The organism is Brevibacterium sp. Lmc1, assembly GCF_057654315.1.
Map to the genome: position 1 here is coordinate 1,908,456 of NZ_CM172803.1, position 20,662 is coordinate 1,929,117.

Annotated in this window: 21 protein-coding genes and 1 tRNA gene; 20 read left to right on the plus strand and 2 right to left on the minus strand. The window is 63.1% G+C overall.

Going from position 1 to position 20,662, the window contains the following annotated elements:
- The first annotated feature begins 166 nt into the window (after positions 1-166).
- The 11 genes from atpB (at position 167) to AC239G_RS08520 (ending at position 10,172) form a co-directional block, all read left to right on the plus strand.
- Positions 167-913: a F0F1 ATP synthase subunit A gene (atpB, locus tag AC239G_RS08470; protein WP_039211199.1), complete on the plus strand. Its 747-nt coding sequence runs from the start codon at positions 167-169 to the stop codon at positions 911-913.
- 81 nt (positions 914-994) lie between these two features.
- The gene (gene atpE / locus AC239G_RS08475; protein WP_025776917.1) at positions 995-1,219 is read left to right on the plus strand and encodes a F0F1 ATP synthase subunit C; all 225 of its coding nucleotides are present in this window, start codon (positions 995-997) and stop codon (positions 1,217-1,219) included.
- Between the two features lie 19 nt (positions 1,220-1,238).
- Positions 1,239-1,790 carry a F0F1 ATP synthase subunit B gene (locus AC239G_RS08480; protein ID WP_039210678.1) on the plus strand — a complete coding sequence of 184 codons (552 nt, stop codon included), beginning with the start codon at positions 1,239-1,241 and terminating at the stop codon, positions 1,788-1,790.
- Entirely contained in the window at positions 1,790-2,596 is an 807-nt protein-coding gene (locus tag AC239G_RS08485) for a F0F1 ATP synthase subunit delta (protein WP_370036408.1), read from the plus strand. The genes AC239G_RS08480 and AC239G_RS08485 overlap by 1 nt, the downstream gene beginning before the upstream one ends.
- 81 nt (positions 2,597-2,677) lie before the next feature.
- A complete protein-coding gene (gene atpA / locus AC239G_RS08490; RefSeq protein WP_139466983.1) occupies positions 2,678-4,312 on the plus strand; it encodes a F0F1 ATP synthase subunit alpha in 1,635 nt (544 codons plus the stop codon).
- 31 nt (positions 4,313-4,343) lie between these two features.
- Complete coding sequence (locus tag AC239G_RS08495) at positions 4,344-5,276, plus strand: F0F1 ATP synthase subunit gamma (RefSeq protein ID WP_139466984.1); 933 nt, start codon at positions 4,344-4,346, stop codon at positions 5,274-5,276.
- Positions 5,277-5,302: 26 nt separating this feature from the next.
- Positions 5,303-6,751: a F0F1 ATP synthase subunit beta gene (atpD, locus tag AC239G_RS08500; protein ID WP_139466985.1), complete on the plus strand. Its 1,449-nt coding sequence runs from the start codon at positions 5,303-5,305 to the stop codon at positions 6,749-6,751.
- Between the two features lie 3 nt (positions 6,752-6,754).
- A complete protein-coding gene (locus AC239G_RS08505; RefSeq protein ID WP_487490058.1) occupies positions 6,755-7,015 on the plus strand; it encodes a F0F1 ATP synthase subunit epsilon in 261 nt (86 codons plus the stop codon).
- Positions 7,016-7,037: 22 nt separating this feature from the next.
- On the plus strand, positions 7,038-7,505 hold the full coding sequence (locus AC239G_RS08510) for a DUF2550 domain-containing protein (protein ID WP_139466987.1): 468 nt from the start codon (positions 7,038-7,040) through the stop codon (positions 7,503-7,505).
- Positions 7,505-8,818 carry a UDP-N-acetylglucosamine 1-carboxyvinyltransferase gene (murA, locus tag AC239G_RS08515; RefSeq protein ID WP_139466988.1) on the plus strand — a complete coding sequence of 438 codons (1,314 nt, stop codon included), beginning with the start codon at positions 7,505-7,507 and terminating at the stop codon, positions 8,816-8,818. Before AC239G_RS08510 ends, murA begins: the two co-directional genes overlap by 1 nt.
- 346 nt (positions 8,819-9,164) lie before the next feature.
- A complete protein-coding gene (locus AC239G_RS08520; RefSeq protein WP_487490059.1) occupies positions 9,165-10,172 on the plus strand; it encodes a hypothetical protein in 1,008 nt (335 codons plus the stop codon).
- A gap of 256 nt (positions 10,173-10,428) precedes the next feature.
- Here AC239G_RS08520 and nucS read toward each other — a convergent pair whose 3' ends face one another.
- Positions 10,429-11,124 (minus strand): endonuclease NucS, encoded by a 696-nt coding sequence (gene nucS / locus AC239G_RS08525; RefSeq protein WP_139466990.1) that lies wholly within the window; start codon positions 11,122-11,124, stop codon positions 10,429-10,431.
- 108 nt (positions 11,125-11,232) lie between these two features.
- Here nucS and AC239G_RS08530 point away from each other — a divergent pair, with 108 nt between their 5' ends.
- Positions 11,233-11,451, plus strand: coding sequence for a hypothetical protein (locus tag AC239G_RS08530; protein ID WP_139467416.1), 219 nt, complete (start codon positions 11,233-11,235; stop codon positions 11,449-11,451).
- 174 nt (positions 11,452-11,625) lie between these two features.
- Here AC239G_RS08530 and AC239G_RS08535 read toward each other — a convergent pair whose 3' ends face one another.
- Positions 11,626-13,245 (minus strand): coiled-coil domain-containing protein, encoded by a 1,620-nt coding sequence (locus tag AC239G_RS08535; RefSeq protein ID WP_139466991.1) that lies wholly within the window; start codon positions 13,243-13,245, stop codon positions 11,626-11,628.
- 233 nt (positions 13,246-13,478) lie between these two features.
- On the opposite strand from AC239G_RS08535, the gene AC239G_RS08540 reads away from it, so the two are divergent.
- From AC239G_RS08540 to AC239G_RS08575, 8 genes are all read left to right on the plus strand, one after another.
- A complete protein-coding gene (locus tag AC239G_RS08540; protein WP_139466992.1) occupies positions 13,479-14,669 on the plus strand; it encodes an acetyl-CoA C-acetyltransferase in 1,191 nt (396 codons plus the stop codon).
- 87 nt (positions 14,670-14,756) lie between these two features.
- Positions 14,757-15,071, plus strand: coding sequence for a thiamine-binding protein (locus AC239G_RS08545; RefSeq protein WP_139466993.1), 315 nt, complete (start codon positions 14,757-14,759; stop codon positions 15,069-15,071).
- An 88-nt stretch (positions 15,072-15,159) separates the two neighbouring features.
- Positions 15,160-15,366 carry a hypothetical protein gene (locus tag AC239G_RS08550; protein WP_139466994.1) on the plus strand — a complete coding sequence of 69 codons (207 nt, stop codon included), beginning with the start codon at positions 15,160-15,162 and terminating at the stop codon, positions 15,364-15,366.
- Positions 15,367-15,485: 119 nt separating this feature from the next.
- Positions 15,486-15,559, plus strand: a tRNA-Arg gene (locus AC239G_RS08555).
- Positions 15,560-15,683: 124 nt separating this feature from the next.
- On the plus strand, positions 15,684-17,381 hold the full coding sequence (locus AC239G_RS08560) for a dynamin family protein (RefSeq protein WP_139466995.1): 1,698 nt from the start codon (positions 15,684-15,686) through the stop codon (positions 17,379-17,381).
- Entirely contained in the window at positions 17,378-18,958 is a 1,581-nt protein-coding gene (locus AC239G_RS08565; protein WP_139466996.1) for a GTPase, read from the plus strand. The genes AC239G_RS08560 and AC239G_RS08565 overlap by 4 nt, the downstream gene beginning before the upstream one ends.
- A 190-nt stretch (positions 18,959-19,148) precedes the next feature.
- Complete coding sequence (locus AC239G_RS08570; protein ID WP_180345516.1) at positions 19,149-19,742, plus strand: single-stranded DNA-binding protein; 594 nt, start codon at positions 19,149-19,151, stop codon at positions 19,740-19,742.
- Between the two features lie 101 nt (positions 19,743-19,843).
- Positions 19,844-20,569, plus strand: a complete 726-nt coding sequence (locus tag AC239G_RS08575; RefSeq protein ID WP_139466998.1) for a DUF6993 domain-containing protein — start codon at positions 19,844-19,846, stop codon at positions 20,567-20,569.
- Positions 20,570-20,662 lie beyond the last annotated feature (93 nt).

Sequence of the window (20,662 nt, forward strand, 5' to 3'; positions counted from 1 at the left end):
GATCTTCGCCCTTTGTCGCTCCTGAACCTCAAGCCTCGCTTTCAGTGCGGGGCCAAGGCCAGGCCATCAGGGCCCTTGACCATGGGAGAGTAGTAAAAACGTGGGAACACTCAACGCCGCGAACACAACAGTCAGTGCTGCAGAAGGCGGCTTCCACGCACCGTCGATGGCTGAATTCTTTCCAGCCTCGTTCCTCTTTGAGGGCACACCGTTCGAAATGAACCGCGTGATGCTCATCCGCATCATCGCCACCGTCGCCGTCGTTGTGCTGCTGGCCGTCTGGGCCAAGCGCATGAAGCTCATCCCGTCCCGCTTCCAGTCGAGCATGGAGCTCGCCATGGAATTCGTGACCGTCGGCATCGCCGAAGACACGATGGGCAAGGAGAAAGCCAAGAAGTTCATGCCGCTCATTGTGGCGATCTTCTTCGGTATCCTCTTCTGGAACGTCACGAAGCTCATTCCGTTCCTCAATATGCCGGGAACCGGCGTCATCGGTATGCCGATCGTGCTGACCCTCGTGGTCTATGTGACCTACCACTGGGCCGGCATCGCGGAGAAGGGCCTCGGCCGCTACCTGAAGGATTCGCTCATCCTGCCCGGCGTCCCGCCGGCGATGCACATCCTGCTCATCCCGATCGAGTTCATCACCAAGTTCGTCACCCAGCCGTTCACTCTGGCGATCCGACTCTTCGCGAACATGATGGTCGGCCACCTCCTGCTCGTCCTCTGCTTCTCCGCTACGAGCTTCTTCCTCTTCGACGCCGCCAACGGATTCCAGTTCTTCGGCATCGTCACCTTCGCCGGCGGCATGTTCGTCTTCATTCTCGAGATGCTCATCGTCGTGCTGCAGGCCTACATCTTCGCTCTTCTGTCCTGTGTGTACATCAATGCCGCGATCTCGGACGAACACTGAGATCGCACCCCTAGATCCGTAACTCACGAGTTGCACGGTCGGGCCAACCACCCGACTTCATTATGAAAGGAAAAGCATCCTATGGATATGCTCGCCGAAGTCTCAGGTAGCGTTTCGACGATCGGTTACGGCCTCGCCGCAATCGGCCCCGGTGTCGGTGTCGGCATCGTCATCGGCAAGACCATCGAAGGAACCGCTCGTCAGCCCGAAATGGCCGGCGCCCTGCGCGGAAACATGTTCCTCGGTATCGCTCTGATCGAGGCCCTGGCCCTCATCGGTATCGCCACCCCGTTCTTCCTGCCCTGATCTCGAAGAGGACTGAAAGATGACTCCGGTAAACATCGTCGCCTCCGCGGAGAACCCGCTTCTCCCGGCGCTGTACGACATCGTCTGGAGTGCCGTCTGTCTGCTGATCGTCTTCCTGGTTGTCTGGAAGTACGTCCTTCCCGCCTTCAACAAGACCCTCGACGAGCGTGCTGAGCGCATACAGGGTGGAATTGAGAAGGCCGAGAAGGTGCAGGCCGAAGCCGATCAGGCTCTGGCCGAGTATCAGAAGCAGCTCGCCGACGGTCGTGCCGAAGCTGCACGACTGCGCGCCGAGGCTCAGGAAGAAGGCGCCCAGATCATCGCCGACATGAAGGCCCAGGCTCATTCAGAGGCTGATCGCATCATCGCTCAGGCACAGACTCAGATCGACGCAGAACGTCAGTCCGCCATGGTGCAGCTGCGTTCCGAGGTCGGCACTCTTGCCACGGACCTGGCATCGCGGATCGTCGGTGAGTCACTCACCGATGACCAGCGTTCGGCCAATGTGGTTGATCGCTTCATCTCCGATCTCGAGTCCAACTCGTCCGCGCAGCCGGTCAAGGGGGCGTGATGCTCCAGTCGAGCAGATTGTCCCTGCAGGCCGTCCTCGAGACCGCGAATTCCGAGATCTCCGGGGGAGACCCCCGACAGATCGGTGAGGAGACTCTGGCACTCGTCGGCGTCCTCGCCGAGAATGTCGGACTGCGCAAGGCTCTGGCAGACTCCTCCGAGTCGGCCGAGAGGAAGCAGCAGCTGCTGCGGACTCTGTTCTCGACTCGGATCACGGATGCGGTTCTGCGTATCAGCGACAGGGCCGTCGGCCATCGTTGGGCGCGGACCCAGGACCTCGTCACCAGTCTCGAAGTCGCCGGTGTGACAGCGATCGCCGCTGCTGCACAAGCGGACGGGAAGCTGGGGCAGGTCGAAGAGGAGATCTTCCGCTTCGCGCGTCTGCTTGAATCCAACCACGAGCTGTCCCGCGCGCTTGATTCGCAGGCCACCGATGAGAGCAAGCGCGCTCTCGTCTCCGACCTGCTCACCGGCAAGGCACAGCCAGACACCATCAAGCTGGTCGAACAGGCAGCTCTGCACCCGCGCGGACTCCGCGTGGCGAAGGCGCTCGACCAGTACAGCGATATCCTCGCCGCCCGCCAGCAGCGGTCGGTTGCGGACGTCACCGTCGCCAGACCTCTGAGCGAGTCGCAGACCGAAAGGCTGCAGGCGGCATTGTCGGCCAGCTATGGTCGCGAACTCGTCCTCAATGTCCAGGTCGACCCCGATGTTCTCGGGGGAGTCCGGGTGCAGGTCGGCGACGAGATGATGAACTCGACCGTGGCCGATCGACTGGCCGATGTGCAGCGCAAGCTCGCAGGTTGACACTAGTGGCCGGCTTCTCCGGCATCGGCGGCCCACCGGTCGTCGGACGCAAGATTTGAGTAAAGGAAGCAGGGAAACCAGATGGCGGAACTGACAATTCGCCCGGAAGAGATCCGGGACGCTCTCGGGAAGTTCGTTGATTCGTACAACCCGGAGAGCTCGGAAAAGACCGAGGTCGGCAAGGTCGTCACCGCTGGTGACGGTATCGCTCACGTTTCGGGCCTGCCCGGCACCATGGCCAACGAACTCCTGCGGTTCGAAGACGGCACGCTGGGCCTGGCACAGAACCTCGACGAACGCGAGATCGGCGTCGTCATCCTCGGTGAGTTCTCCGGAATCGCCGAAGAGCAGAACGTGTACCGCACCGGCGAGGTCCTCTCGATTCCGGTCGGCGACGGCTACCTCGGCCGTGTCGTCGATCCGTTGGGTCGTCCCGTCGACGGACTCGGCGATATCGAGACAGTCGGTCGCCGTGAGCTCGAGCTCCAGGCCGCCGGCGTCATGGACCGCCAGGAAGTGCGTGAGCCGCTCCAGACCGGCTACAAGAGCATCGACGCGATGATCCCCGTCGGCCGTGGTCAGCGTCAGCTGGTCATCGGTGACCGCAAGACCGGTAAGACCGCTCTGGCGATCGACACGATCATCAACCAGAAGGCCAACTGGGAGACCGGAGACCCGAAGAAGCAGGTCCGCTGCATCTACGTGGCCGTCGGCCAGAAGGGCTCGACCATCGCCGGCGTCCGCCGTTCGCTGGAAGAGGCCGGTGCGCTCGAGTACACGACCATCGTGTCCTCTCCCGCGTCTGACCCGGCAGGCTTCAAGTACCTGGCTCCCTACTCCGGTTCCGCTATCGGTCAGCACTGGATGTACGACGGCAAGCACGTCCTCATCGTTTTCGACGACCTGTCGAAGCAGGCTGAGGCCTACCGTGCCGTGTCCCTGCTGCTGCGTCGTCCGCCGGGCCGTGAAGCCTACCCTGGCGACGTCTTCTACCTGCACTCGCGTCTGCTGGAACGCTGCGCGAAGCTCTCCGATGAGCTCGGCGGCGGTTCGATGACCGGTCTGCCGATCATCGAGACGAAGGCCAACGACGTCGGTGCGTTCATTCCGACCAACGTCATTTCGATCACCGACGGTCAGATCTTCCTGCAGTCCGATCTGTTCAACGCCGGCCAGCGTCCCGCTGTCGACGTCGGTGTGTCCGTGTCTCGAGTCGGTGGTGCCGCTCAGACGAAGGCTCTCAAGGGAGTCTCGGGCACGCTGAAGATCTCGCTGGCTCAGTACCGTTCGCTCGAGGCGTTCGCGATGTTCGCATCCGACCTCGACGATGCGACCAAGCGCGATCTGGCCCGCGGTGCGCGACTGACCGAGCTGCTCAAGCAGGGTCAGTACGCCCCGATGCCGTTCGAGAAGCAGACCGTGTCGATCTTCGCCGGAACCAACGGCTACCTCGACGAGGTCCCTGTCGACGACGTGCTCCGCTTCGAGTCCGAACTGCACGATCACATCGAGCGCAAGACCGGTATCTTCACGACCATCCGTGAGACGCTGAAGCTCGACGACGACACGACCGAAGAGCTGAAGAGCGTCCTGGCCGAGTTCACCAAGAACTTCGCCAGCTCGGACCAGAGCGGTTCGAAGGCCGGCAGCGAAGACACCGCAGCCGCGTCCTCCGACGAGGTCGAGCAGGAGCAGATCGTTCGGCAGAAGCGTTGAACCTGTTCCGTAACGGCGAAAGGAAGAACTGATGGGAGCCCAGCAGAGGGTCTTCAAACAGAAGATCCGCTCGACTCAGTCCTTGAGGAAGATCTTCAAGGCGATGGAGCTCATCGCTGCTTCGCGGATTCAGAAGGCCATTGCCCGCTCGCAGGCCGCAAGCCCGTACGCGAACGCCCTGACCCGGGCCGTGTCGGCAGTGGCCAGCGAGTCGAACGTCGACCACGTTCTCACCACGGAGTCGGACAACGTCAAGCACGCTGCCGTCCTCGTGATCGGACCCGACCGCGGATTCGCCGGTGCCTATTCGGCGAACCTGCTGCGCGAAGCCGAGGAACTCATTCGGCTGCTGCGCAACGAGGGCAAGAGCGTCGACCTGTTCACGATCGGCAGCAAGGCCAAGAACTACTACACCTTCCGCGATCGCAAGATCGAGAAGTCCTGGACAGGCATCTCCGAGAATCCGCTGGCCGAACACGCACGCGAGATCGGCGAGGCGCTGTTGGAGAACTTCGACCCGGAGTCGGCTGACTCAGGGATCGACGAGATCTACATCGTCTTCACCCGTTTCGTCTCCAGCGTCACGCATGACCCGGAATACCGGCGACTGCTTCCGCTGGAGGTCGTCGACGCCGAAGAGGCATCGACCGGCGGACAGGCTGGGGAATCGTCCGACGCACCCGCGTTTCCGCTCTATGAGTTCGAACCGAGTGCGGAGGCTGTGCTCGACGCACTGTTGCCGCGATACATCGATTCGCGCATTCTGTCGGCGCTGCTCAGCGCAGCAGCATCCGAGCAGGCCTCGCGACAGGCGGCGATGAAGACAGCCACGGACAACGCGGATGATCTCATCAAGACCTACACCCGGTTGGCCAATACGGCTCGCCAGGCGGAAATCACCCAGGAACTCACCGAGATCGTCGGTGGGGCGGATGCCCTCGCGGCATCGGCAGCCGGCGACTGACCGGCGAGAGCAGAGAGAAAGAGACCATGACTGCCACAGCAACGGAAACCTCTCCGGCACAGGGCACTGCCCTCGGCCGGATTTCCCGAGTCATCGGCCCGGTTGTCGACATCGAGTTCCCGCTCGACTCCGTGCCCGAGATCTACAACGCACTGACCGCGTCGGTGGAACTGTCCGAAGGAACCCGGAAGCTGACCTTCGAGGTCGCGCTTCACCTGGGCAACGGACTTGTCCGCGCAGTGTCGCTGCAGCCGACCGACGGACTTGTCCGGGGACAGGAAGTCGTCGACAGCGGCGCACCGATCTCCGTTCCCGTCGGAGACGTGACCAAGCACCACGTGTGGAACACCACCGGTGACTGCCTCAACCTCGCCGACGGCGAGGAGCTGGAGATCTCCGAGCGGTGGCCCATCCACCGTCCGGCTCCGGCCTTCGACGAGCTCGAGTCCAAGACCGAGATCCTCGAAGTCGGCATCAAGAGCATCGACCTCCTGACCCCCTATGTCCAGGGTGGCAAGATCGGTCTGTTCGGCGGCGCCGGTGTCGGCAAGACCGTGCTCATCCAGGAGATGATCTTCCGTATCGCTCACAACCACTCGGGCACCTCGGTGTTCGCCGGTGTGGGCGAGCGTACCCGTGAGGGCAACGACCTCATCATGGAAATGGATGAGGCAGGAGTCTTCAAGGACACCGCGCTGGTGTTCGGCCAGATGGACGAGCCGCCAGGCACCCGTCTGCGTGTGGCGCTGTCGGCGCTGACCATGGCGGAGTACTTCCGCGATGTGCAGAACCAGGACGTGCTGCTGTTCATCGACAACATCTTCCGCTTCACCCAGGCCGGTTCCGAGGTCTCGACCCTGCTGGGTCGCATGCCCTCGGCCGTGGGCTACCAGCCCAACCTGGCTGACGAGATGGGTCTGCTGCAGGAGCGCATCACCTCGACGCGTGGTCACTCGATCACGTCGATGCAGGCGATCTACGTTCCCGCTGATGACTACACCGACCCGGCGCCTGCGACGACATTCGCCCACCTTGACGCGACCACGGAGCTCAGCCGTGACATCGCTTCGCGCGGTCTGTACCCGGCGATCGACCCGCTCGCATCGTCTTCGCGCATCCTCGATCCTCTGATCGTCGGTGACGAGCACTACCGCGTGGCCAACGAGGTCAAGGCGATTCTGCAGAAGAACAAGGAGCTGCAGGACATCATCGCCATCCTCGGTGTCGATGAACTCGGCGAAGAGGACAAGCTCGTCGTTCACCGTGCACGTCGCATCGAGCAGTTCCTGTCGCAGAACACCTACACCGCTGAGAAGTTCACTCAGGTTCCCGGTTCGACCGTGCCGCTGGCCGACACGATCGAAGGCTTCTCGAAGATCTGCTCGGGCGAAGTCGATCACATCCCGGAGCAGGCATTCTTCAACGTCGGTGGCCTTGACGATGTCATGCGCAACTACGAAGAGATGCAGAAGTAAGCCATGGCGACTCTCGAAGTGAATGTCGTGGCTGCTGATCGCGAGGTATGGGTCGGTGAGGCCAAGCGGGTTATCGCTCGTACCCTCGACGGCGAGATCGGGATCCTGCCGGGCCACGAGCCCGTGCTGGGTGTCGTCGACGACGGCGAAGCACGGATTCTCACCTCGGGCGAGGACACCATCAGGGTCAAAGCCGATGGCGGATTCCTCTCCGTGGAGAACAACCGTGTGATCATTGCCGCTGATCAGGCCGAACTTCTCTGATCCGCAGGTTACACTGGCAACCGTGAACCCTTCTGTCCTGCTGATCGTTCTGCTCTCGTTGGTAGGACTCGCGCTTGCTCTGATCGTGGTCGTCACGATCCGACGCAGGTCGATCTCGAAGCTCTCGGGTGCCTTTGACTGTTCCATCAACGTGGGCGAGGAGTATTCTTCTCGCCCACGTTGGCGTCTGGGCGTGGCCGTGTTCTCGGTCGCTTCCCTGGACTGGTACCCGGTCTTCGCACTGACCCGGCGTGCCGCGTTCCGATTGCCGCGCGCGGATCTCGACATCCTCGTCCGACGCAAACCCACCTCAGGAGAGCAGTACTCTGTTCTGCCCGAAGCGGTCGTCGTTGACTGCTCGTACGGCAAGGCGGACGGTCGTCCGCGTTCCGTGTCTCTGGCAATGGACACCGAATCCCTGTCCACGATGGCTTCGTGGCTCGAATCTTCACCTCCTGGCTTCAATCCGACGATGGGACGTTTCACTTAATGGATGTCTTTCGCTTGACCGGGCCCGCACAGTTGGCGGGAACCATCGATGTCAGAGGCGCGAAGAACAGCGTCCTCAAACTCATGGCTGCGAGTCTCCTCGCCGTGGGGCGCACGACCATCACCAACGTCCCGGCCATCCTCGACGTGCGGATCATGGTCGAACTGCTCGTCCGCCTCGGCTGCGAGGTCGACTATGACGCTGAAGACGGCGTCGTGAGCATCGACGTCCCCGCCGAAGTCGGTATCCAGGCCGACTACGAACTTGTCCGCGCGATGCGGGCCTCGATCTCCGTCCTCGGTCCGCTGACCGCGCGGATGCGCGCCGCACATGTGGCTCTTCCCGGCGGTGACGCCATCGGATCCCGGGGACTCGACATGCATCAGGCCGGTCTCGAGGCCCTGGGCGCTGTCGTCCACCTCGACCACGGCTATTTCGTCGCAGAGGCTCCGACGGGTCTGCGCGGTACCGAGATCGTCCTCGAGTTCCCCTCCGTCGGAGCCACCGAGAACCTCGTCATGGCGGCAACTCTCGCCCATGGCACCACGACCATCGCCAACGCCGCGCGCGAACCCGAGATCGTCGACATCTGTACGATGCTCGTCGAGATGGGGGCGCAGATCGAGGGGATCGGCACCTCTGACCTCACCATCACCGGTGTCGAATCGCTGCAGCCGGTCACCCACCGCACCGTCGGCGACCGCATCGTCGCCGGAACCTTCGCCTTCGGCGCCGCATTGAGCGCGGGCGATGTGACCGTACGCGGAGTCGGGCTCGACATCATGCCCAATATCGGTATGAAGCTTCGGGATTCGGGCGCCACGGTGGAAGACCTCGGTGAGATTATCCTCGGTGACGGAACGCGGGGCAAGGGATTCCGCGTCATCGGCGCCTCGCGTCCTCATGCCATCCGGGTGGCCACCATGCCGTTCCCGGGATTCCCGACGGATCTGCAGCCGTTCGTCATCGCGTTGAACTCGGTGTCCGACGGTATCGGTCTGCTGTCTGAGAATCTGTTCGAAGCGCGCTGGCGCTTCGTGCAGGAGATCGCCCGCCTCGGTGCGAAGGTCCGCATCGATGGCAACCATGCGCTCGTGACCGGCAGCGAGAGTCTTTCCGGTGCCGAAGTCGAAGCCTCCGACATTCGCGCGGGAGCGGGCTTGGTCATGGCCGCCCTCCGGGCCGGGGGAGTCACCGAGGTATCGGGAATCGATCACATCGAACGCGGCTACGAGAATTTCGTCGACAATCTTCGCGCCCTCGGTGTCGACATCGAACGCGTCGAGAGGCGCGACGTCCTCAGCTTCGACTAGTTCTCTCACTCGACGAACCCCGCGGACCCTGGCAGTCAGGATTTGCCTCGTTCGTGCAAGTCGGTCGTCGGTTTTCGGTAGTCGTCGCGCTCGTTCAAGCCGGCCCCCGTCTGTCCGAGGTTCGCTCTCTCGTTCAAGGTCGCCCTCGTCTGTCGATAGGTAAACGGCGCGGAATTCGCGCTTCGCCTTGAACGGCGACTGCGGCCGGCCGCCGTTCGAGGGCCTGCGCGGTGGTTCCGCGGTCCTGCACGTCGGCCGTTCCTCGTGACGATGCGGTCTGTGTGGAAGAGTCGAGGGTTGTCCACAGCCCGACTTCTCATCCTGGTTCTCCCGCGTCTCGTCACGCATGCTTGAAGGCATGTATAGATGTCTGTCGACTGCCGCACTGCTCGAGGCCGGGTGGGACTGTCATCGGATCAGAGCCGCCGAGCGATGCTGTCTGCGACGATTGGAACGAGGGCGATATGTTGTCACCGCAGAATGTTCTGATCCGGCGCACAGTTTCGTCAGTGCGATAGCCGCGGCTCCCACAACCACACTGCCGATAGAGTCGACGGGCCTGCGCAAACGCGTGGAGGATCTGAGAATCCTCGTCCGGTCGTACGTCGATCGCCTGCCTCCGGACGCAGTATTCTCTCACCGCAGTGCACTCATCGTTCACGGCCTTCCGATTCCATACGTCGAGCGGGACGATGTCTTCGCCGAATCGGTGAGTCCGCGCAGCGGAGTTCGTCTGGCGAAGATGCTTGTGCGGCGACGCGTCTCAGATCGTGCAGGGTACGAGTTCGTCGATGGGATCCCGGTGACGACGGTCCTGCAGACGCTGCTCGACATTGCTCGGGACTGTCCGCTCGCATTCTCTGTCGCGGCGCTCGATGCAGCGGTGCGCAGCTCGGTCGTGACCGTCGAACAGATGCGTTCCTTCAGTGAAGCGCATCCTGCTCGCACAGGCACACGGAAGATCGTCAAGGTATTGGAGAATGTCGATGCACGCCGCGAGAGCGTCGCTGAGTCGATCTGCGCGGTGCGGTTAGTCGAGCATTCGATTCCGGGGTTCGAGCCGCAGGTCGACATTCGCGATGGAGCCGGCAAACACTTGGGCCGTACCGATTTCGCCAATAGACGGGCGAAGGTCATCGCAGAGTTCGATGGTGCAGGAAAGTACCACCTCGATGGAGCGGATCCGCAAGTGACTTTCGAACGTGAACGGCGCCGCGAGTATGCGCTGCGCAACGAGGGCTGGTTGGTCTTCCGTGTCCGGTGGAGCGATCTCTTCTCCGCCGACCTCTTCCTGCGGATCGGAGAGTCAGTGCGACGACGACTAGTCATGGACGACAGCCGTCGCGAAGCGTGATCCTGACGCTCGATCAAGGCGGACAGCGCAAGTCGTTCCGTAGACGGGGCGATAGACGCTGTCCGCCTTGATCGACGGTGTGGGCCCGCGCTGAGGAGCTACGGACGCTGCACGAAGGGAGCGACACGGCTCGGCTTGATCGGCGCGGCTGAAGTGAGTGGCCGGCTTTCCCGCGGGTTGATCGGCGACGCTGGAGTTGGTGGCCGGCTTTCCCGCGGATTGACCGTGGGCTTATCCGCCGGCCGACCGTGGGTGATCAGAAGAGGCGGGTCTCGGGGTCGTCCATTCCGCGGAGGGCATCGTAGTCGAGAACGACGCAGCGGATGCCCCGGTCCTCAGCGAGAGTGCGTGCCTGCGGTTTGATCTCCTGAGCAGCGAAGACTCCGTTGACTGGGCTCAGCAGTGGATCGCGATTCATCAGCTCGAGATAGCGGGTGAGCTGTTCGACACCGTCGATATCGCCGCGGCGCTTGATCTCCACCGCCACAGACTTCTGTCCGTCGTCACGAGCCAAGATGTCCACCGGACCGATCGCGGTCATGTACTCGCGGCGCACCAGACTGTAGCCCTCGCCGAGGGTCTCGATATGTTCGGCGAGCAGTTCCTGCAGATGCGCTTCGACCCCGTCCTTGACCAGCCCGGGATCGACCCCGAACTCATAGGAGTCGTCAGCGAGGACCTCGGCGATGGAGATGACGAGACGGTCACCGGTCTTCGTCTGGGAAACCTCCCAGAGCTCTGTCAGGCCGGCCTCTGCCTGCTCGGCGTCGGGCTCGATATGCCGAACCGTACACGGGGGAGTCATCCAGTTCAGCGGCTTATAGGAACCGCCGTCGGAATGGATGAGCACCGAGCCGTCGGACTTGAGCATGATGAGGCGGGTGGCCATCGGAAGGTGGGCGGTCAGACGACCGGCATAATCAACGGAGCATTGGGCAATGACTAGACGCACGCGCTTCAGCCTACGTGAGACAATGACTCAATGCCACGATCTTCATCCTCGCGTCGCAAGAACAAATGGCAGCAGGCTCCCCGCGATCTGTCCGACTCTGTGGCAGGCATGAGGACAAGCCGTTCACTACCGGACGGAACCTGGTCCGTGCAGACCGTGAAGGGGAACGAATCCGGAAAGGTCTATGTGTGCCCTGGATGTGGCCGGGATGTCAGTGCCGCCTCGAGCCATGTCGTTGCGTGGCGTCAGGATGCTCCCCACGGAATCGAGATCGGGGTCGAAAGCAGGCGGCACTGGCACCAGCACTGCTTCGACCGCTTCCGGTGAGGTCAGATGATCTCCGGGCTGTCGTCAACAGGGCTGGAGTCGACTGAGACCTCAGTCAGCCAACGTGCCTCACAATGACGAAGGGACCCGCATCAGCGGGTCCCATCGTCATCATCGATTCGGTCGGTCTCAGATCAATCGTGCTGGACCCGGTCGGTCTCGACTCAATCGATCTCAGCGCAGCGAGTTGCGCGAGCGCGAGGTCTTCGAGTTGTCCTTCGAGCCGGAGACCTGAGCGTTGATCGAGATCGTGTCCTCGTCGGTGGCGCCGTTGGGCAGATCTTCGCCTGCCGTGTCCTTCTCATCAGCGGCAGAGTCAGCGTTCGACTCCGCAGCGTTCTTCGAAGCAGGAGTCGACTTCGAGCTTTCGGCCGACTCGTCGGAAGCCTTCGCAGGGCCGTTGCCCTCGGCTCCGGCACCATCGTTCTTCGCAGGACCGGTCGACTTCGAACCCCCGCCCGAGGCGGATCCGGACTTCGAGGTTTCGGCGTCGTTCGATGCTGCGTCATCGGTCGACTTCGCGGAGTCGTCGGTCTTGGGCGCATCCGACGAGTCATCGTCGGCCAGCAGGTCTTCGAGCTCCTGACCGTCGGCGATCTGCTCGGTGGCGTGAGACGCCGATTCGGCCTTCGCCGGATCCACTGAGTCGCCGCCCATGACCCCGGGCATAGCGAACAGCGAACGGAGCTGGTCGAGCTGAGCAGTGATCGTCTTGCGCTGCTTCGTGAGCAGATCGACCTGCGACTGTGCGGAGGCGACATTGCGTTTGGCCTCTGCCGCGGATTCCTCAATGGTCGCCTCGGCGGTGGCGCGAGCTTCCGCAATGAGCGTCTGTGCGCGGGACTTTCCGTCGGCGATGATCTCGTCGGCCTTCTTCACTGCGTCGGTGCGAGTCTGCTCCGCACGCTCGGCAGCTTCCTTGGCCTCGGTGTCGGCCTTCGCTGCGCGTGCCTGAGCCTCTTCGACGAGCTTCTTGTTCTCGACCTGAGCCTCTTCGTAGCGCTTCTTGCGTTCGGTCTCGGCTTCCTTGCGCTTGTTCGCGAGCTCGACGTCGAAGTCGTTTCCGGCCTTCTTCGATGCCTCGTCGCGAGCCTTCGCGGACTTGAGCAGCTCATCGGCCTGTGCCTGAGCAGCCGCCACCGTCTCCTCCGCCTCGGTCTTGGCCTCGGCACGCAGATCCGCAGCTTCCTTCTCAGCGGTCGCCCGCAGTTCGGAGAGCTCGAGATCGAGGCTCTCGCGAGCCTCCTTCGCGGAAGCGGCATTCGCTTCCTTGGCCTGGTTGGTCTCGCGTTCGGTGGTTGCGCTGAGCTCGGCTGCGCGCTTCTCAGCGGCCTTGATCGTCTCTTCGGCGCGCAGTTCGGCCGAGGAGATGATCGCATCGGCTTCCGAGCGAGCATTGGACAGTGTGTCGTTGCTCTCGGTGTGCATCCGAGCGCGAGCGGATGCCGCTTCGGCGCGAGCCTTGTTCCGGATCGTCTCAGCATCGGAATTGGCCTGAGCAAGGGTCTCGCGGGCCTGCGACTCGGCGATCTTGAGCAGATGGTCGATGCGGCTTCCGGGAGGCCCTGCCGCCTCTGCGTTGTCGTTGGCTGCCTTCTTCAGCTGTGCTTTGGCTTCGGAGAGCTCACCGGCGATCTGCAGCTTCGCCCGATCTGCATTGATGACCTGACTGCGCGCATCGGCCAGGGCCTTACGGACCGACTCGACCTCGGTGCGCAGCTGCTGCAGTCGCGAATCGACTTCACTCTTCTCGTAGCCGCGCATCGCTGTGCGGAATTCTTCGGTGGGCGTCACTGAAGCGAACTCCTGTCATCTTGGAAAGGGGGTGTTCTTAGGCTGTCCTCGTCCTACTCTAACGGAGACTCCATGAGTGTTGGGTGCGAATGCGAGAGTGCGGACAGAGCCTTCGGGGACGTCCGTGCGGACCCCGTGATGCAGGCCACATAGGCCTCGACTAGGCTGGTGGATGTCGAAATGCATACGTGTTGCGGACTCGCGTCCGCAACACGGATATCCGAGGAGGAAATATGGCTGATGCAGTGATCGTCGCCGGAGCGCGCACACCGTTCGGGCGACTGCAGGGAGAGCTGTCGAAACTCAGTGCCGTCGAGCTCGGCGCCGAAGCCATCGCCGGGGCACTCGATCGTGCCGGCATTCAGGGCTCCGACGTCGACTATGTGATCATGGGCCAGGTTCTGCAGGCCGGCAACAGTCAGGGTCCCGGTCGACAGGCGGCGGTCAAAGCCGGCATTCCCATGTCCGTTCCGGCTGTGTCGGTCAACAAACTGTGCCTATCGGGAATCAACACGATCACCCAAGCGGCTCAACTGATCCGAGCCGGCGAGTACGACGTCGTCGTGGCGGGCGGACAGGAATCGATGAGCCAGGCCCCGCACATGCTCATGAAGTCGCGTTCGGGGTACAAGTACGGTGATGTCGTCGCCAAGGACCATATGGACTACGACGGCCTTTGGGACGCATTCACCGATCAGGCCATGGGCGGACTGACCGAAGAAGCCAATGCCGGTGACCGCGAGTTCTCCCGCGTCGAGCAGGATGAGTTCTCCGCTCGTTCGCACCAGCGCGCCGCGGCGGCACAGAAGGCCGGTGCCTTCGAGAACGAGATCGTGCCCGTGACCATCAGCTCGCGCAAGGGCGATGTCACCATCTCCGCAGACGAGGGTGTGCGCCCTGACACGACGGCCGAGTCCCTGTCCAAGCTGCGGCCGTCCTTCCGGAAGGACGGAACGATCACCGCGGGCAACGCTTCACAGATCTCCGACGGAGCCTGCGCTGTCGTCGTCATGTCGCGTGAGAAGGCCGAAGAGCTCGGCGCTCCGATCCTCGCCGAGATCCGTTCGCATGCCTGGACCGCCGGACCGGACTCGACTCTCCAGCACCAGCCGTCACAGGCGATCAAGGTCGCTGCCGAGCGTGAAGGCGTCGCAGCCGACTCCTTCGACCTCTATGAGATCAACGAAGCCTTCGCCGCCGTCGGCCTGGCCAGCGCCAAGGACCTCGGCATCGACGAGGACAAGGTCAACGTCAACGGCGGCGCCGTCGCACTTGGCCACCCGATCGGTGCCTCGGGAGCCCGGGTCGTCCTCACCCTTGCCCTCGAACTCCAGCGCCGAGGCGGCGGCACGGGTATCGCCGCACTCTGCGGAGGCGGCGGGCAGGGTGACTCGCTCATCGTGACAGTGCCCGCTCAGGCCTGAGCCGAGTCGTTCGACCTCAATTCAGCCAGATGAACCGGTGGGGAGCCGATCGGCTCCCCACCGGACCGGACAGAAGGGACCATCAACATGCTCGCAGCTTTCTCAGTCGCTCCCAGTGGGGGAGAAGGGGCCGACGCCTCGGTCCACGATGCCGTGGCAGCGGCTGTCGAGATCGTCCGCAATTCCGGTCTGCCGCACCGGACGGACTCGATGTTCACGACCATCGAAGGGGAATGGGACGAGGTCTTCGCGGTCATCAAAGAGGCCACCGAGGCTGTCGGCCAGTTCGGCACTCGAGTGTCCCTGGTGGTCAAGGCCGATATCCGTCCCGGCTACACCGGCGAGATCGACGGCAAACTCGAGCGTCTGGAGAAGGCGATCGACGCTCGGGGCGAAGGCTGAGACGAATTCTTCTGAAATTCTCAGTGACGTGAGTCTCATCTGGCGTTAGTCTTTCTCCATCGGATGCATCGATCGAAGGAGATGGACAATGAATGGTGCAAAGCTCTTCTCGGTTGCCACGGCACTCACGCTTGTCGCGTTGCTGGGCTTCATGCTCGCAGGATTCTTTCCGATCATCGTCGACTTCGCATTCGGGATCGAGGCCGTGGCAGTCATTCTTGCGATGACGGGAGTGGTGGCCGTGTCATTCGTGACGGTGAGGAAGTCGATGGAGAACGCAGCCCGTCACTACTGAGATGTTCCTGCCGAGCTTTCACGGCAGCGTCGGCCCCGGTTCGAGGCGACGGACGAGACAGTCCGCACCGAACCGGGGCCGCTTTCTGTTCTCATCCGGGCATCGGTTACGATATTTGAGCCTCCGTAGCTCAGTCGGATAGAGCAACCGCCTTCTAAGCGGTAGGTCGCGGGTTCGAGCCCCGCCGGGGGCGCTTCTCATGCCCGCACCCGTTGAACGGGCGGATCCGTCTGATCCCTGCAGTCGCTGAGCAATTCCGCGCCGATACGGCGTGGCAGTTGGTGCCGAGCTGGGAAAACATAGAGAGTGGAGGCGTGATGACTGAGAGCAAGAGCGCCGTGACGCCGCCGGTCGGCCAAGCGTTGAACGATATCGTCAAACGCGTTTCGGAGACGCGCTTCACCCTGCGCAGCGAAGACTTCGCCGACGCTCGCACAGCACACTCGGCACTGACTGCGGAACTCAACGACTACGTGCTGCCGCGGATCAACCGTTTGCGGACTCCGTTCCTCATCGCAGTGGGAGGATCGACAGGTGCCGGCAAATCGACACTGGTCAACTCCCTCGTAGGGCGCAATGTCAGTCCTGCCGGCGTGCGTCGACCGACGACCGGCAACCCGGTCGTCATCTTCAACCCCGCCGATGCCAAGTTCTTCGAATCAGAGCATTACCTGCCTGACCTGCCGCGCAGCTCCGACGCTCAGTCGGCAATGCCCGGAGTCGTGCTCATCGCTGATGAGAACATCGAAGCGGGCACGGCCATCCTCGACTGTCCGGATATCGACTCCATCTCGGAGACGAACCGCGCGCTCTCGCGCAGGGTGCTGCTCAGCGCCGACCTGTGGCTCTTCGTGACGACGGCGAACCGGTATGCCGATGCCGCACCATGGGCCCTGTTGAAGACGGCGGCTGCGCGAAGCACTTCAGTGGCCATCGTTCTCGATCGAGTTCCACCTGAAGCCAACCGCGAAGTCAGGCATCACCTGTCGAGTCTGCTCGCTGATGCAGGACTGGCGAACTCACCGATCTTCTCCGTCGCCGAGCTCGAGCTGGAAGACGGTCTGCTGCCTCATGCGGCGATCTATCCGATTCGCTCCTGGATCTCTCAGGTCGGCACGGAGGGCACCTCACTCGAACGTATCCGCAATCGCACTCTGACGGGTGCGATCGCTGCCCTGCCCGCACGGGTCAGAGAGCTCGCCGACTTCGCCGAAACTCAGGAACAGGCCCACATCGCCCTGGTCGGCTCAGTCGAGAAGAGCTTCCGATCGGCTCAATCCGGACTTGCCGAAGTCTTCTCCGACGGACGGGTCCTGCACGGAGAGGTCAATGCCCGCTGGCAGGACTTCGTGGGCACAGGCCAACTCTTCCGCGGACTGGAGCCGACGATGGCTCGAATGCGCGATCGCATCTCCGCAGCGGTGACCGGCAAACACGACGCGGCCACTCCACTGCATGTCGCCATCCTGCGCAGCGCGGCCGTGTCCCTGCGCGAACAGGCCATCGACGTGGTCGATGAAGTCAATGCCGAGTGGCGAAACACCGCTGCAGGTGCGGCCCTCATCGAAGATCAGCCTGAACTGCGCACGGTGGGCGCGGGGCTCGAGGACTCAGTGAAATCGGCGGTGAGCACGTGGTCGGACGAAGTCAACGCGCTCGTGCGCGATATCGGTCAGGGCAAGAAGTCCAAGGCCCGAATCCTGTCCTTCGGCGTTGCAGGCGTCTGCGCCGTCGTCGAATACGCGGCCTTCTGGGATCCGCGGAGCGCCGGCGAAGGCGGACAGAGCACCCGACAAGGGGCAGGAGTCGCACTCAATCTCGCGGAGACGATCTTCGGAGCCGACGAGGCGGCCGGGCTCATCGCATCGATCCGACAGCGCTTCCTCGACGCGGCTGTGGGCATCGTGGCGGGCTGCCGTACTCCTTTCGACAACGCACTGAGACTATCCGCGGTACCGGCGCGGCAAGCGGGCGCCCTGCGCGCCTCCGGTGAACGACTTGAGGTGGCATTGTGAACAGTTCCGCACAGACCGAGATCCGGCGCCTCGCCGAAGGCATCTCACACGCCCTGTCGCTGAGTGAGGACAAGCTCGGCGGAGAGGTTCGCACCGATGCTCAGAATCTGCTCGACCGGGCGGAAGACCGCCTGGGCCTGGGAGAGGACTTTACCGTCGTGGCGTTCGCCGGGTCGACAGGCTCCGGCAAATCCTCACTGTTCAACGCAGTGGCCGGTCTCGAGATCGCCCGAGTCGGTGTGCGCAGGCCGACGACTTCACGACCGACAGCATGCGTCTGGGGCGAGGGCGGCAACGATGTCCTCGACTGGCTGCATGTTCCCGAACGCAGCCGGACCTGGCGCGAGTCCGCGCTCGACGGCGACGATCAGAGACGCCTGCACGGTCTGATCCTGCTCGACCTGCCCGACCACGACTCCACGGCAGTCGAACACCGTGTCGAGTCGGATCGTCTGGTGGGACTCGTCGACGTCGTGTTCTGGGTCGTCGACCCACAGAAATACGCCGACTTCTCGCTGCACTCCGAGTACCTGACCAAACTCGCCGAGAACAGCGCGAACATGGTCGTCGTCCTCAACCAGATCGACAAACTCAGTCCGGAAGAGCAGAAGGCCGCAACCGACCATCTGCGCCAGCTGCTCAACGAGGATGGGCTGAGCGAAACGAATGTGCGCATCTCCTCGGCCGTGACCCGTGAGGGCATCCCGGAGATCCGCAGCATCCTCGCCGACACCGTCGACTCGAACGATGCAGCGGCCGAGCGGCTGCTGGCCGATATGCAGGCGATGGCCAATCGGATTCGGAAGGAACTCGGAGAACCGGTCTCCTCGCCCGACGAGTTGGCCGGTGCATCCCGACTGGTCGAGACGATGTCCGAAGCCGCCGGTGTCGAAGCCGTGGCACAGACCGTGCACGATGATTACATCCGCCGTTCCTATCGCAAGACTGGCTACCCCATTCTCGCGTGGGCCCAGCGCAATGCGCCCGATCCGCTGGGTGCCAAGCACGGTCAGGACCGGGACGAGCTCGTCCGCGCTTCGGTGCCGGCGACGACGAAGGCACAGAGCTCCCACGTCCGGCTCATGGCGCACGAACTCATCGCAGAATCCGTGTCGACCATGCCGCAGGCATGGCAGAACGAGGCCGCGGAAGCAGAGAAGAAGAGCACCGACGAGCTGTCGGCGAATCTCGACTCGGCCGTCACGGCTGTGGATATCACTCGCCAGAGCCCGGGTTGGTGGTCGCTGGCACACACCTTGCAGATCATCTTCTTCGTCGCTTCGTTCGTCGGTCTCCTCGGCATCATCGTCTCCGCCCTCGTCGCCGTCATCGGTTCGGGTGCCCTGCCGACCTGGTGTTGGATCGTCAGCTTCGGGCTGTTCCTGATCGGCTGCATCGGCTCATTCGTGACTTCTCTGATGGCAAAGTCTGCGCGGGCCAAAGGCGCGAAGGAAGCGGCTTCCGAGGTCGACGGCAAGCTGCGGGACGCGGTCGGCCGCGTCGCCCAGAGCTCGTATCTCAACTCGGTGAAGAGCGTCATCGGAGAGCACCGACGGGCTTACGAGATGCTCGGCTGAGACGCAGACGCGCGTCTCCGACTCGAACACACTCCGTGGGCGACTCGGACAATGAAGCCCTGTGGACGGAGAACCTCTGTCCACAGGGCATTTCATGTTTCTGGACACTGGAGCGAAGGACCGGGCTGACTGGAGATCCATGCGGACGCAGACGACCGTATGGTTCCATCACACCGATTTGGAGACTCCGATGTCCGCAATCCCGATCACCGTCACCGGCACCATCGCCACCGAGCCGAGCGCACGTACGCTGCCGTCCGGGCGAGCCTGCGCCTCGTTCAGGCTGGCCGTCAACCATTGGAGAGTCGACAAGAACACCGGTGAGTTCGTCACCGACGGCACCTCGTGGTTCGGCGTCGACTGCTACGGCGACCTGGCGAGCAATTCCGCGATGTCGCTCAACACGGGCGCCGCGGTGATCGTGTCGGGCAGCTTGAGGAATCGAGAATGGGCCACCGAGGAGCGCAGCGGAATCTCGCCGACGGTGGTCGCGGAGCATATCGGCCCCGACTTGAGGTACGGAACCGCCCACTACAAGCGCGCCAAAGCAGCCGACCGCTCACAGTCGACGACCGGAGAGTCGAACTCTGAGCCATCCGGATCGAATGATTCGGTCTGGAACACCTTGGGCACCGCAGAAACGCCGCCGGAGTCCGAATCCGACGGCGACACCGATCATGGCGACATCGTCGATGCCGCGAGCGGCGCCGATGCCGACATCGACACCGGTGCCGAAGATGATCCGATCGCACAGGAGACCGCAAAAGCCGCGGCGCCCTTCTGATCGCGTGAATTCCTTGCAGTCCTGGAGAATCTATGCGCCTCGCGGCCCGTGACATCCGCTAGAGTGAGACTGTCAATCGTCCCCTCTCGCCGAGGTTGCAGATGCGTCTTGTTCCTGTGCTGAGTGCTGCGGCACTGACTCTGGCATTGTCGGGCTGCTCGCTTCTCGGCTTCGGTGCCGATGATTCGCAGCCGCAGCCGAAGCAGACCCAGGCGAAGCCCGTTGCCGAAGTCGACAAGGTGCTCAAGGCACTCAAACCGCTGACGGGTGACAAGGAATCGGTGCCGTCGACGAAGAAGTTCTTCTCCACGATGCTCGACGCCGGCTATGAGCCCGAACAGCTGGAGGCGACGATCGACGAATCGCCGCTCGGCAATGAAGTCCCTTCGAAGATGTTCGGAGTCAAGACCGACAAGGGCTGCGTCGTCGGCGAGATCCGGAAGGGCAAAGCCACCGCCGACCTCGTCCAGCCCACCGAATCGACGGGCTCCTGCCTGTTCGGCGAAGTGGAACGGCCGAAAGGTGTCAAAGCACCGAAGGGCGAGAAGCGCGACGAAGACGGCGACTCGAACGGTGCCGGCCACCTGCCCGGCGAGGACATCAACGGCAAGGACGGGGAAACCGAGAGCCCCGTGCCGAGTGAAGACGGCTCCTCGTCGGCAAGCACCGGGGGAGCGGAAGGGACTGCGGGCTCCGAAGGCACTGACAGTTCCCAAGGAACCGATGGTTCTCAGGGCACCGACGGATCCTCCGGTGAGGGCGGGTCCGAGGAGACTTCGAGCGACGGTGGCACTTCGGGTGAAGCCCCGTCTCTCGGCGGAGGCTGAGCGCTCGTCAACGCAGGTCTGGCCGCCTCGGCGGAAGTTCGGACATCCCCGGCGGATGCCGAGCGTCAAGTGGCGCTGGGGTGCGCCGAACCG

Coding starts and splice junctions, on each gene's coding strand:
- AC239G_RS08530 (WP_139467416.1), top strand. CDS start 11,233: ATGAGGACAAGCCGTTCACTACCGGACGGAACCTGGTCCGTGCAGACC.
- murA (WP_139466988.1), top strand. CDS start 7,505: ATGGATGTCTTTCGCTTGACCGGGCCCGCACAGTTGGCGGGAACCATC.
- AC239G_RS08560 (WP_139466995.1), top strand. CDS start 15,684: ATGACTGAGAGCAAGAGCGCCGTGACGCCGCCGGTCGGCCAAGCGTTG.
- AC239G_RS08480 (WP_039210678.1), top strand. CDS start 1,239: ATGACTCCGGTAAACATCGTCGCCTCCGCGGAGAACCCGCTTCTCCCG.
- atpB (WP_039211199.1), top strand. CDS start 167: ATGGCTGAATTCTTTCCAGCCTCGTTCCTCTTTGAGGGCACACCGTTC.
- AC239G_RS08495 (WP_139466984.1), top strand. CDS start 4,344: ATGGGAGCCCAGCAGAGGGTCTTCAAACAGAAGATCCGCTCGACTCAG.
- AC239G_RS08570 (WP_180345516.1), top strand. CDS start 19,149: ATGTCCGCAATCCCGATCACCGTCACCGGCACCATCGCCACCGAGCCG.
- AC239G_RS08545 (WP_139466993.1), top strand. CDS start 14,757: ATGCTCGCAGCTTTCTCAGTCGCTCCCAGTGGGGGAGAAGGGGCCGAC.
- atpE (WP_025776917.1), top strand. CDS start 995: ATGGATATGCTCGCCGAAGTCTCAGGTAGCGTTTCGACGATCGGTTAC.
- AC239G_RS08520 (WP_487490059.1), top strand. CDS start 9,165: ATGCTTGAAGGCATGTATAGATGTCTGTCGACTGCCGCACTGCTCGAG.
- AC239G_RS08540 (WP_139466992.1), top strand. CDS start 13,479: ATGGCTGATGCAGTGATCGTCGCCGGAGCGCGCACACCGTTCGGGCGA.
- AC239G_RS08550 (WP_139466994.1), top strand. CDS start 15,160: ATGAATGGTGCAAAGCTCTTCTCGGTTGCCACGGCACTCACGCTTGTC.
- AC239G_RS08575 (WP_139466998.1), top strand. CDS start 19,844: ATGCGTCTTGTTCCTGTGCTGAGTGCTGCGGCACTGACTCTGGCATTG.
- atpD (WP_139466985.1), top strand. CDS start 5,303: ATGACTGCCACAGCAACGGAAACCTCTCCGGCACAGGGCACTGCCCTC.
- AC239G_RS08485 (WP_370036408.1), top strand. CDS start 1,790: ATGCTCCAGTCGAGCAGATTGTCCCTGCAGGCCGTCCTCGAGACCGCG.
- atpA (WP_139466983.1), top strand. CDS start 2,678: ATGGCGGAACTGACAATTCGCCCGGAAGAGATCCGGGACGCTCTCGGG.
- AC239G_RS08505 (WP_487490058.1), top strand. CDS start 6,755: ATGGCGACTCTCGAAGTGAATGTCGTGGCTGCTGATCGCGAGGTATGG.